Raw genomic sequence first — 13619 nt, forward strand, 5'->3', positions numbered from 1 at the left:
GTGAACGAATCGTGGAGGATGGATATGTCGGCGCCCGACCAGCAGGTCGTCGAGGCACTGCGTGCCTCGCTGAAGGAGAACGCCCGGCTCCAGCAGGAGAACAGCACACTCGTCGCGGCAGCCTCGGAGCCCATCGCGATCGTGTCCATGGCCTGCCGGTACGCCGGCGGCATCCGGGGCCCGGAGGACTTCTGGCGGGTGGTGTCCGAGGGCGCCGACGTCTACTCCACGTTCCCCGAGGACCGCGGCTGGGACGTCGAGGGCCTCTACCACCCGGACCCGGACAACCCCGGTACGACGTACGTCCGCGAAGGTGCCTTCCTGCAGGACGCGGCGCAGTTCGACGCCGGCTTCTTCGGCATATCGCCGCGTGAGGCCCTGGCCATGGACCCGCAGCAGCGGCAGCTCCTCGAAGTCTCCTGGGAGACCTTCGAGCGGGCCGGCATCGACCCCCACTCGGTCCGGGGCAGCGACATCGGGATGTTCGCCGGCGTCGTGCACCAGGACTACGCGCCCGACCTCAGCGGGTTCGAGGGATACCTCAGCCTGGAGCGGGCCCTCGGCACCGCCGGCGGCGTCGCCTCCGGGCGCGTCTCCTACACCCTCGGCCTCGAAGGCCCCGCGGTCACCGTCGACACCATGTGCTCCTCCTCGCTCGTCGCGATCCACCTCGCCGCCCAGGCGCTGCGCCGCGGCGAGTGCTCGATGGCGCTCGCGGGCGGCTCGACGGTGATGGCCACCCCCGGCGGCTTCGTCGGCTTCGCCCGCCAGCGCGCCCTCGCCTTCGACGGACGCTGCAAGTCCTACGCCGCCGGCGCCGACGGCTCCGGCTGGGCCGAGGGCGTCGGCGTGGTCCTGCTGGAGCGCCTCTCGGTGGCGCGCGAACGCGGCCACCAGGTCCTGGCCGTCATCCGCGGCAGCGCCGTCAACCAGGACGGCGCGTCGAACGGTCTGACCGCCCCCAACGGCCCCTCGCAGCAGCGGGTCATCCGCAAGGCGCTCGACAGCGCCGGGCTCTCCCCGGCCGACGTGGACGCGGTCGAGGGCCACGGCACGGGCACCGTCCTCGGCGACCCGATCGAGGCGCAGGCCCTCCTGGCCACCTACGGCCAGGCCCGCGACCCCCGGCAGCCGCTGTGGCTGGGCTCCGTCAAGTCCGTCATCGGGCACACCCAGGCGGCGTCCGGCGTGGCCGCCGTGATCAACATGGTCCAGGCGCTGCGGCACGAGACCCTGCCCAAGACCCTCAACGTGGACGCCCCCACCCCGCAGGTCGACTGGTCCGCGGGCGCGGTCGAGCTGCTCACCGAGGCGCGGGACTGGCCGCGCACCGACCGTCCGCGCCGCGCCGGCGTCTCCGCCTTCGGAGCCAGCGGCACGAACGCGCACATGATCATCGAAGAGGCCCCCGCCGAAGAGGCCGCGCCCGCCGCGGAGGAGGCCCGGCCGGCCGGGACGGTACCGCTCGTGGTGTCCGCCGCGACCGCCACCTCGCTCTGTGCCCAGGCCGGGCGGCTGGCGGCGTTCGTCGAGGACGCCGCCGCGGTGCCGCCGGCCGACGTCGCCGCCACGCTGATCGCCGGCCGCGCCGTCCTCGGCGAGCGCGCGGTGGTGCTCGCCGCTTCCCACGAGGAGGCGCTGACCGGGCTGCGGGCCCTGGCACGCGGCGAGAGCGCACCCGGCCTGGTCACCGGCTCCGGCACGCCCGGCAAGGTCGTGTGGGTCTTCCCGGGACAGGGCTCGCAGTGGGCGGGCATGGGCCGCGAACTGCTCGACTCCTCCCCGGTGTTCGCCGAGCGGATCGCCGAGTGCGCCACCGCGCTGGAGCGCTGGGTCGACTGGTCCCTGATCGACGTGCTGCGCGGCGACGCCGAACCGGCACTCCTGGACCGGGTCGACGTGCTGCAGCCGGCCAGCTTCGCGGTGATGGTCGGTCTGGCCGCGGTGTGGGCCTCCGTGGGCGTCGAGCCCGACGCGGTGCTCGGCCACTCGCAGGGCGAGATCGCGGCCGCCTGCGTGGCCGGGGCGCTGTCCCTGGAGGACGCCGCACGCGTGGTGGCCCTGCGCAGCCAGGCCATCGCCGGGCAGCTGGCCGGGCGCGGCGGCATGGCCTCGGTCGCGCTGACCGAGGAGGAGGCCGTCGCGCGGTTGGAGCGCTGGGCGGACCGCGTCGAGGTCGCCGCCGTCAACGGACCGGCCTCCGTGGTGATCGCCGGTGACGCCGAGGCGCTGGACGACGCCCTGGACACCCTGGAGGACCAGGGCGTCCGCGTCCGCCGCGTCGCCGTGGACTACGCCTCGCACACCCGGCACGTGGAGGACGTCCGCGCGGCGCTCGCCGAGGCACTGGCCGGAGTCGGCGCGCAGGCCCCGAAGATCCCGTTCTACTCCACCGTCACCGGCGGCTGGGTCGAGGACGCCGATGTCCTCGACGCCGCGTACTGGTACCGAAACCTGCGCGGCCAGGTCCGGTTCGGCCCGGCCGTCGCCGACCTGCTCGACCAGGGCCACGGCGTCTTCGTCGAGGTCAGCGCCCACCCGGTGCTGGTCCAGCCGATCACCGAGGCCGTCGACCGGGCCGAGGGCGCCACCGACGTGGTGGTGACCGGCTCCCTGCGCCGAGAGGACGGCGGCCTGCGCCGCCTGCTCGCCTCGATGGCCGAGCTGTTCGTCCGCGGCGTGGCGCTGGACTGGACCCTGGTCCTGCCCGGCGGCGCGGCCGCCCGGCGCGTGGACCTGCCCACCTACGCCTTCGACCACCAGCACTACTGGATCGAGATGGCCGCCTCGGCCACCGACGCCGCGTCCCTGGGCCTCACCGGAGCCGACCACCCGCTGCTCGGCGCCGTGGTCCGGCTGCCGCAGTCCGACGGGCTGGTCTTCACCTCGCGACTGTCGCTGCGCACGCACCCCTGGCTGGCCGGCCACGCGATCGGCGGCATGGTGATCATCCCCGGCACCATGTACGTCGACCTCGCGGTGCGCGCCGGTGACGAGTTCGGTTACGGCGTCCTGGAAGAGCTGGTGATCGAGGCGCCGCTGGTGCTGCCCGAGCAGGGCGGCGTACGCCTCCAGGTCGCCGTCGGCAGCCCGAACGCGACCGGCTCGCGCACGGTCGACGTGTACTCGCAGCGCGAGGACGCGGCCGGCGAGGACGGCACGGGCGAGTGGACCCGGCACGCCACCGGACTCCTCGGGGAGTCCTCGGCGAAGCCGGCCCCGGCCCCGACGTTCGACTTCACCGCCTGGCCGCCGGCCGGCGCCGAGCCGGTCGAGATCGCGACGTTCTACTCCGACCTCACCGAGCGCGGCTACGCCTACGGCCCGGCGTTCCAGGGCCTGCGGGCGGTGTGGCGGCGCGGCGAGGAGGTCTTCGCCGAGGCCGTCCTGCCCGAGGAGCAGCGCGAGGAGGCGGGCAAGTACGGCATGCACCCGGCGCTGCTGGACGCCGCCCTGCACACCAACGCCTTCGCCAACCCCGACGACGACCGCCAGGTGCTGCCGTTCGCCTGGAACGGGCTGCTGCTGCACGCCGTCGGCGCCTCTGCCCTGCGGGTGCGCGTCGCCCCCTGCGGCCCCGACGCCCTGTCGTTCCAGGCCGCCGACGAGACCGGCGACATGGTCCTGACCATGGACTCGCTGGTGTCCCTGCCCGTCTCCACCGACCAGCTGGGCGCCGCGGCCGGGGACGACGGCCGCGACTCCCTGTTCGGGGTCGAGTGGACCGAACTGCCCGCGGCCCGGGGCACGCAGCCCGCGCCCTCCTGGGCGGCGGTCGCCACCGCCGGTGACGTGGCGGCCCTGGCCGGCAGCGCGGCGGTGCCCGCGGCCGCCGTCCTGCGGGCCGTGGCCGACACCGACGGGCAGGACGCCGTACTCGCCCTGTCCTCCCGCGTGCTGGAAGTCGTCCAGGCGTGGCTGGCCGGGACCGGGCTGGAGGAGTCGCGGCTGGTCGTCCTGACCCGGGGCGCGGTCCCCGCCGGCGACGGCACGGTCACCGACCCGGCCGGCTCGGCGGTGTGGGGCCTGGTGCGCGCCGCCCAGGCCGAGAACCCGGACCGGATCATCCTCATCGACACCGACCCGGCGTCCGCTGATTCACCGTCCGCCGCTCCGGTGGACACCGTCCTGCGTGCCGTCCTCGGCCCGGTGCTCGCCGCCGGCGAGCCGCAGGTCGCGGTCCGCGGCGCGGCCCTGTACGCCCCCCGGCTGGTCCGGGCCGGTGGCGAGGTCCCCGAGGCCCCCGCGGTGTTCCGCGCCGACGGGACCGTCCTGGTCACCGGCGGCACCGGCGCCCTCGGCGCCCTGGTGGCCCGCCACCTGGTCACCCGGCACGGCGTGCGGCACCTGCTGCTGGCCAGCCGTCGGGGTCCGGACGCCGAGGGCGTGGCGGAACTCGTCGCCGAACTCGCCGGGCAGGGCGCCGCGGTGTCCGTCGCGGCCTGCGACGTGTCCGACCGCGACAAGGTCGAGGCCGTGCTGGCCTCCGTCCCGGCCGAGCACCCGCTGACCGGCATCGTGCACATGGCCGGTGTGCTGGACGACGGCGTGATCGCCACCCTCACCCCCGAGCGGCTCGCCGGGGTCTTCGCGCCCAAGGCCGACGCGGTGCGCCACCTCGACGAACTGACCCGCGACCTGGACCTCGACGCCTTCGTCGTGTTCTCGTCCGCCGCCTCGCTGATGGGGTCGGCCGGTCAGGGCAACTACGCGGCCGCCAACGCCTACCTGGACGGCCGGATGGCCGCCCGCCGCGCGGCGGGCCTGCCGGGCCTCTCGCTGGCCTGGGGCCTGTGGGAGCAGGCGGGCGGCCTGACCGCCCACCTCAGCGCCGTCGACCAGGCGCGCATGAGCCGCGGCGGCGTCCTGGCGCTGACGCCCGCCGAGGGCCTGCACATCCTCGACGTCGGCCTGCACGCCGACCAGGCCCTGCTGGTGCCGATCAAGCTGGACCTGAAGACCATGCGGAGCCAGGCGGCGGCCGGCGGCGAAGTCCCGCACCTGCTGCGCGGCCTGGTCCGCGCGGGCCGGCGCACGGCCCGCGCCGCCTCCGGTGACAGCAGCGGCCTGGTCCGCCGCCTCGCCGGACTGCCCCAGGCCGAGCAGGAGAGCATCCTGCTGACGATCGTCCAGGACGAGGCGAGCGCCGTACTCGGCTTCAGCGGCCCCGAACTCGCGCAGGGAACCAAGGGGTTCAGCGACATCGGCTTCGACTCGCTGACCGCGGTCGAGCTGCGCAACCGGCTGAGTGCCGCCACCGGCGTGAAGCTGCCCGCCACGCTCATCTTCGACTACCCCACCCCGGTGGTCCTCGCCCGCCACCTGCGCGAGGAGCTCGGCGAGGCCGCGCAGGACACCGCCCCCGCCGCCGGCACGACCGCGGTGGCCGTCGCCGACCCCGACGAGCCGATCGCGATCGTCGGCATGGCCTGCCGGCTACCGGGCGGCGTCGCCGGCCCCGAAGACCTGTGGCAGCTGCTCGCGGAACGCCGCGAAGGAATGTCGGACTTCCCCGACGACCGAGGCTGGGATCTCCAGGGCCTGTACGACCCGAACCCCGACAGCGCAGGCACCTCCTACACCACCAAGGGCGGATTCCTCCACGAAGCCGCCCGGTTCGACGCGGCGTTCTTCGGCATCTCGCCCAACGAGGCCCTCGCCATGGATCCGCAGCAGCGGCTGCTGCTGGAGGCTTCCTGGGAGGCGCTGGAGCGGGCGGGCATCGACCCGACCACGGCACAGGGCAGCAACATCGGCGTCTTCTCCGGCGTCTCCATCCACGACTACGTCGAATCCCTCACCAGCGTCCCCGCCGAACTCGAAGGCTTCGTCACCACCGCCACGGCGGGCAGCGTGGCCTCGGGCCGCGTCTCGTACACCTTCGGCTTCGAAGGTCCCGCCGTGACCGTGGACACCGCGTGCTCCTCTTCACTCGTCGCGATGCACCTGGCCGCGCAGGCATTGCGCCAGGGCGAGTGCTCCATGGCGCTCGCCGGCGGTGTCGCCGTCATGGGCTCGCCGATCGGAGTCCTCGGCATGTCCCGGCAGCGGGGCCTGGCCGGCGACGGACGCGTCAAGGCGTACGGGGACGGCGCCGACGGCACGGTCCTCTCCGAGGGCGTCGCCCTGGTGGTCCTGGAGCGGCTGTCGGTGGCGCGTGAGCGCGGTCACCGGGTGCTGGCGGTGCTGCGCGGCAGCGCCGTCAACCAGGACGGCGCGTCCAACGGGCTCACCGCGCCGAACGGCCCCGCCCAGCAGCGGGTCATCCGCAAGGCGCTCGCCAGCGCCGGGCTCTCCCCGTCCGAGGTGGACGTGGTCGAGGGCCACGGAACCGGCACCGCGCTCGGCGACCCGATCGAGGCCCAGGCGCTGCTCGCCACGTACGGCCGGGACCGCGACCCCGAGCAGCCGCTGTGGCTCGGGTCGCTGAAGTCGAACATCGGCCACACGCAGGCCGCCGCGGGTGTCGCCGGTGTCATCAAGATGGTGCAGGCGCTGCGCCACGGAATCATGCCCGCCACGCTGCACGCGGACGAGCCCTCGACGAAGGTGGACTGGTCCGAGGGCTCCATCGAGCTGCTCACCGAGGCCCGGGAATGGGCGCGGAGCGGCCGTCCGCGCCGGGTCGGCGTCTCCTCGTTCGGCATCAGCGGGACGAACGCGCACCTGATTCTGGAGGAGGCACCGCCGGAGGCGCCGGAGTCCCTCGCGGTGGAGCAGACGCCCGCCGGGGCGGTGCCGCTGGTGGTGTCGGCGCGCAGCGCCGGTTCGCTGGCCGGTCAGGCGGAGCGGCTCGCGGCGTTCCTCGGGGGCGCCGAGGAATCCGTGACGCCGGCGGACGTCGCCGGGGCGCTGCTCTCGCAGCGTTCGGTCTTCGGTGAGCGTGCGGTGGTCGTGGCCGACGCGGGCGACCGCGAGGCGGCACTGACCGCGCTCCGGGCGCTGGCCCGGGGCGAGAGCGCGGCCGATGTCGTCTCCGGCAGCGCCGGTTCGGGTGGGCCGGGCAAGGTCGTGTGGGTGTTCCCGGGGCAGGGTGCGCAGTGGGCGGGCATGGGCCGTGAACTGCTGGATTCCTCGCCGGTGTTCGCGACACGGATCGCTGAGTGTGCGGCGGCTTTGGAGCCGTTCGTGGACTGGTCGCTGGTCGAGGTGTTGCGCGGGGAGACGGATCCGGCGCTGATGGAGCGGGTGGATGTGCTCCAGCCGGCGAGTTTCGCGGTGATGGTGGGTCTGGCGGCGGTCTGGGAGTCGGTCGGTGTCAAGGCCGATGCGGTGCTCGGCCACTCCCAGGGTGAGATCGCGGCCGCGTGCGTGGCCGGTGCGCTCTCCCTGGAGGACGCGGCGCGGGTGGTGGCTCTGCGCAGTCAGGCCATCGCGAAGGATCTGGCGGGTCGGGGCGGTATGGCTTCGGTCGCGCTGAGCGAGGCCGATGCGGTCGCGCGGATTCTGCCGTGGGCCGGCCGGGTGGAGGTCGCCGCGGTCAACGGGCCGTCGTCGGTGGTCATCGCGGGTGACGCGCAGGCGCTGGACGAGGCCCTGGCAGCCCTGTCCGCCGACGGTGTGCGGGTCCGCCGGGTCGCGGTGGACTACGCCTCCCACACCCGGCACGTGGAGGACATTCGCGAGGCGCTCGCCGAGACGCTGGCCGGGATCGAGGCGCAGGCGCCGCGGATCCCCTTCTACTCGACCGTCACCGGCGGTTGGGTGGCGCAGGCCGGTGTCCTGGACGGTGACTACTGGTACCGCAACCTTCGCGGTCAGGTCGGCTTCGGCCCGGCGGTGGCGGAGCTGGCCGGTCAGGCTCACGGGGTGTTCGTGGAGGTCAGCGCCCACCCGGTGCTGCTCCAGCCCATCACCGAGACCGTCGACGCCACCGACGCCGATGTCGTGGTGACCGGATCCCTGCGCCGCGAGGACGGCGGCTTGCGCCGTCTCCTCGCCTCCATGGCCGAACTGTTCGTCCGTGGCGTCGCGCTGGACTGGAACGCCGTGCTCCCGCAGACGGCGACGAAGCGGCGCGTGGACCTGCCGACATACGCCTTCGACCACCGGCACTACTGGCTCCAGACGACCGCGTCGGCCTCCGACGCCGCGTCCCTGGGGCAGGTGACCGCCGACCACCCGATGCTCGGCGCGGTCGTGCAGCTGCCGCAGTCGGACGGGCTGGTCTTCACCTCGCGGCTGTCGCTGCGCACGCACCCCTGGCTCGCCGACCACATCGTCGGCGGCAAGACGCTCCTCCCGGCCTCCGGGTTCGTGGAGCTGGCGGTGCGCGCGGGTGACGAGGCCGGGTGCGGGGTCTTGGCACAGCTCCTGATCGAGGCTCCGTTGGTGGTGCCCGAGCAGGGCGGGGTCCGAATCCAAGTTGCGGTCGGTGGTCCGAGTGAGCGCGGTGGCCGTCCGGTGGAGGTGTACGCGCTGCGTGAGGACGCCGCGGGCGGGGATGTGTGGACGCGGCATGCGAGCGGTGTGCTGGCGGAGTCGGCTTCGGTGTCCGGTTCCGGGTTCGACTTCACCGTGTGGCCGCCGGCCGGCGCTCAGCCGGTGGAGGTCGGGGAGTTCTATGCCGGTCTGGTGGAGGAGGGGTACGGCTATGGTCCGGCGTTCCAGGGTCTGCGGGCGGTGTGGCGGCGCGGCGAGGAGGTCTTCGCCGAGGTCGCGCTGCCGGAGGAGTTGCGCAAGGAGGCCGGTGGGTTCGGTGTCCATCCGGCGTTGCTGGAGTCGGCGGTGCAGGCCGGGCAGGCCGCACTGATCGACGCGGTGGGCGGCGGGTTGCGGCAGCCGCTGGAGTGGAGCGGTGTGGTGCTGCACGCCGTGGGTGCCTCGGCGCTGCGGGTGCGGTGGGTGCCGGCGGGTGCGGACACGCTGTCTGTGGAGGCGGCCGACGAGACCGGCGGGCCGGTTCTGACGCTGGACTCCGTCGCGATCGGGGCGGTGTCCGTCGAGCAGCTGGACACCGCGGCGGACGCGGCACTCGCCGACTCCCTGTTCGCGGTGGAGTGGGCCGAACTCGCCCTGACGGACGGGGCCGACCCCTCGCCCTGGTGGGTGCCGGTGACCACGGCCGAGGACGTGGTGGCGCTGACGCAGGGTGCCGAGGTGCCGCCGGTGGCGCTGCTGGAAGCGGTCGGCGGTGACGGTGAGGACGCCGCACTGGCGCTGACCTCCCGCGTGCTGGAGGTCGTCCAGGCGTGGCTGGCCGGGACCGGGTTGGAGGAGTCGCGGCTGGTCGTGGCCACCCGGGGCGCGGTCCCCGCCGGTGACGGCACGGTCACCGACCCGGCCGGATCCGCCGTGTGGGGCCTGCTGCGCGCCGCACAGGTCGAGAACCCGGACCGCATCGTCCTGCTCGACACCGACCCGGCCGCGGAGGGCAACGTCGAGCTGGTCCTCGGCGCGGTCCTGGCCGGCGGTGAGCCGCAGGTCGCCGTCCGCGGAACCACCCTCTCCGCGCCCCGGCTGGTCCGGGCCGATGGTGAGAGCACCGACAACTCCGTGGTGTTCGGGGCGGAAGGAACGGTCCTCATCACCGGTGGCACGGGGGCGCTGGGCGCGCTCGTGGCCCGGCACCTGGTCACCCGGCACGGCGTACGCAGTCTCGTACTGGCCGGCCGTCGCGGCGCGGAGGCCGAGGCGACGCAGGCACTGGTCGCCGAACTCAGCGCGCTGGGCGCCGCCGTGGCGGTGGTCGCCTACGACGTGTCCGACCGCGACCAGGTGCGCGCGCTGCTGGCCTCGATCCCCGCCGAGCACCCGCTCCGCGCCGTCGTCCACACCGCGGGCGTGGTGGACGACGACGTCATCACAGCGCTCACCCCGCACCGGCTGGCGACGGTGTTCGCCCCGAAGGTCGACGCGGTACACCACCTCGACGAGCTCACCCGGGACCTGGACCTCGACGCGTTCGTCGTGTTCTCCTCGGCCGCCTCGCTCATGGGCTCGGCCGGTCAGGGCAACCAGTCCGCGGCGAACGCGTTCCTGGACGGCCTGATGGCCGCCCGCCGCGCCGCGGGCCTGCCCGGGCAGTCGCTGGCCTGGGGCCAGTGGCAGCAGACGGCCGGTTCGAAGGGTTTGCGGCTCGCGGCCGCGGAGGGCATGGAGCTCTTCGACGCCGCCACCGGTTCCGGCGAGGCGCTGCTGGTGCCGATCAAGCTGGACCTGCGCACGCTGCGGGGCCAGGCGGCGGCCGGCGGGGACGTCCCGCACCTGCTGCGCGGCCTGGTACGTGCGGGCCGGCAGGTGGCACGGACGGCCTCCGCCACGGACGGCGGACTGCTCCGCCGCCTCACCGGCCTCAGCACGGCGGACCAGGAGGCACTGCTCCTCGACCTGGTCCGCGCCCAGGCAGCGGCCGTACTCGGCCATGCCGGACCGGACGGCGTGGGGGCGGAGACCGCGTTCAAGGAAGCGGGATTCGACTCCCTCACGTCGGTGGCCCTGCGCAACGGGCTGTGCGCGTCGACCGGGCTGAAGCTCCCGGCCACGCTGATCTTCGACTACCCGACCCCGCAGGCCCTCGCCCGCCACCTGCACCACGAACTGCTCCCCGACGGAGACGCGATGGACCGGGACGTGGACGAGGAGCGGCTGCGCAACGCGCTCGCCTCCCTGCCGCTGGCCCGGTTCCGGGAAGCCGGATTGATGGATGCCCTGGTCAAGCTCGTCGCCCTCGGCGACGGCGATCCGGAAGCCGGGGCCCTCGACGAGGCCGACGCGGAGACGGCGATCGCCGATCTCGATGTCGACGACCTCGTCCAGATGGCGCTCGGCGACTGAAGTCCTTCGAAACCGCGAAATGATTGGGGCAGTGAAGTGAGTGCGTCGTATGAAAAGGTCGTCGAGGCGCTGAGGAAGTCGCTCGAAGAGGTCGGTTCGCTGAAGAAGCAGAACCGCCAGCTCCTCGGTGCTTCCCGCGAGCCGATAGCGATCGTGGGCATGGCGTGCCGTCTGCCGGGGGGCGTCGCGGGGCCGGAGGACTTGTGGCGCCTGGTGTCCGAGGGCGGGGACGCGATGACGCCCTTCCCCGACGACCGCGGCTGGAACCTCGAAGGCCTCTTCGACCCGGACCCCGACAACGCGGGCACCTCCTACACCAGCCAGGGCGGATTCCTCCACGAAGCTCCGCGGTTCGACGCGGGGTTCTTCGGGATCTCGCCGCGTGAAGCGCTGGCCATGGACCCCCAGCAGCGGCTGCTGCTGGAGACCTCCTGGGAGGCCCTGGAGGCCGCCGGAATCAACCCGGTCTCGCTGAAGGGCAGCGATGTCGGGGTGTTCTCCGGGACCTCCACCCAGGGCTACGGGGCGGGCGCGGACGCGCCGGAGGCCGAGGGCTTCGGAGTCACCGGGACGCTGTCGAGCGTGGCCTCGGGCCGCGTCTCGTACGTGCTGGGCCTCGAGGGCCCGGCCGTCACCGTCGACACCGCGTGCTCCTCCTCGCTGGTCGCGATGCACCTGGCGGCGCAGGCGCTGCGCCAGGGCGAGTGCTCCATGGCCCTCGCGGGCGGCGCGACGGTCATGGCGACGCCCGCCGCCTTCGTCGAGTTCTCCCGCCAGCGCGGCCTGGCCGCCGACGGGCGCTGCAAGGCGTTCGCGGCGGCGGCCGACGGCACGGGCTGGGCCGAGGGCGTGGGTGTGGTCGTGTTGGAGCGGCTGTCGGTGGCGCGCGCACGCGGTCACCGGGTGCTGGCGGTGCTGCGCGGCAGCGCCGTCAACCAGGACGGCGCCTCCAACGGTCTGACCGCGCCGAACGGCCCCTCGCAGCAGCGGGTCATCCGCAAGGCGCTGACCGGAGCCGGCCTGTCCCCCTCCGATGTGGACGCGGTGGAGGCGCACGGCACGGGTACGACGCTCGGCGACCCGATCGAAGCCCAGGCCATCCTGGCGACGTACGGTCGGGACCGCGATGCGGAACAGCCGCTGTATCTCGGGTCGTTGAAGTCGAACATCGGTCACACCCAGGCGGCTGCCGGTGTCGCCGGTGTGATCAAGATGGTGCAGGCGCTGCGGCACGGCGTGCTGCCGGCGACCCTGCACGTGGACGCTCCCACCCCGCAGGTGGACTGGTCCGCGGGCGCGGTGGAACTGCTCACGGAGGCGCGGCAATGGCCGCGCGGCGACCGTCCGCGCCGAGCCGGTGTGTCCGCCTTCGGCGTCAGCGGGACGAACGCGCACCTGATCCTGGAGGAGGCACCCGCCGAGGAGGCGGGGACCGAAGTCCGGAAGCAGGCGTCCCCCGCCGGTGCGGTGCCGCTGGTGGTGTCGGCGCGCAGCGCCGGCTCGCTCACGGGGCAGGCCGAGCGCTTGGCGGCGTACGTCAAGGGCGTCGGGGGGACCGCCTCACCGGCGGACGTCGCGGCGGCGCTGGTCACGGACCGTGCCCTGCTGAACGACCGCGCGGTGGTGGTCGCCGCCTCGCACGAGGAGGCGCTGGCCGGGCTGGAGGCACTGGCACGCGGCGAGGACGCGGCCGGAGTCGTCTCGGGGAGCGCGGCGGGTGCCGGCAAGCCCGGCAGGGTCGTGTGGGTGTTCCCGGGGCAGGGTGCGCAGTGGGCGGGCATGGGCCGTGAACTGCTGGATTCATCCCAGGTGTTCGCGGAGCGGATCGCTGAGTGTGCGGCGGCGTTGGAGCCGTTCGTGGAGTGGTCGCTGGTCGAGGTGTTGCGCGGGGAGACGGATCCGGCGCTGATGGAGCGGGTGGATGTGCTCCAGCCGGCGAGTTTCGCGGTGATGGTGGGTCTGGCGGCGGTGTGGTCCTCCGTGGGGATCACGCCGGACGCGGTGCTCGGCCACTCGCAGGGTGAGATCGCGGCCGCGTGTGTGGCCGGTGCGCTGTCCTTGCAGGATGCGGCGCGGGTGGTGGCTCTGCGCAGTCAGGCCATTGCGAGGGATCTGGCGGGTCGGGGCGGTATGGCCTCGGTCGCGCTGAGCGAGGCCGATGCGGTTGCGCGGATTCTGCCGTGGGCCGGCCGGGTGGAGGTCGCCGCGGTCAACGGTCCGTCGTCGGTGGTGATCGCGGGTGACGCGCAGGCGCTGGATGAGGCCCTGGCAGCCCTGTCGGCCGACGGTGTCCGGGTCCGCCGGGTCGCGGTGGACTACGCCTCCCACACCCGGCACGTCGAGGCGATTCGCGAGGCGCTCGCCGAGGCCCTCGCCGGGATCGAGGCGCAGGCCCCGAAGACCCCCTTCTACTCCACGGTCACCGGCGGTTGGATCGGGGCTACCGACGCCCTCGACGGTGACTACTGGTACCGCAACCTCCGCGGCCAGGTCGGCTTCGGCCCGGCCGTGGCGGAGCTGCTCGACCAGGGCCACGGGGTGTTCGTGGAGGTCAGCGCCCACCCGGTGCTGCTCCAGCCGATCACGGAGACTGTCGACGCCGGTGGCTCCGATGTCGTGGTGACGGGTTCGCTGCGCCGGGAGGACGGTGGCCTGCGTCGCCTCTTCGCCTCGATGGCCGAGCTGTTCGTGCGCGGTGTGGCCGTGGACTGGAGCGCCGTCCTGCCCGAGCCCACCACTCGGGTGGACCTCCCGACGTACGCCTTCGACCACCGGCACTATTGGCTGGAGCCGGGCGAGTCGGCCACCGACGCCGCGTCGCTGGGGCAGGCGGCGGCCGGTCA

The 13619-nt window shown here is 74.1% G+C and carries 2 protein-coding genes; both read left to right on the forward strand.

Features of this window, described 5'->3' with window-relative positions:
- Positions 1 to 10776 (forward strand): type I polyketide synthase, encoded by a 10776-nt coding sequence (locus AC07FY_RS25135; RefSeq protein ID WP_479010006.1) that lies wholly within the window; start codon positions 1 to 3, stop codon positions 10774 to 10776.
- A 36-nt stretch (positions 10777 to 10812) separates the two neighbouring features.
- Positions 10813 to 13619: type I polyketide synthase (locus AC07FY_RS25140; protein WP_479010008.1), on the forward strand; the 2807-nt coding region annotated here is incomplete at its 3' end.

This window comes from Streptomyces sp. NPDC045967, assembly GCF_056430495.1.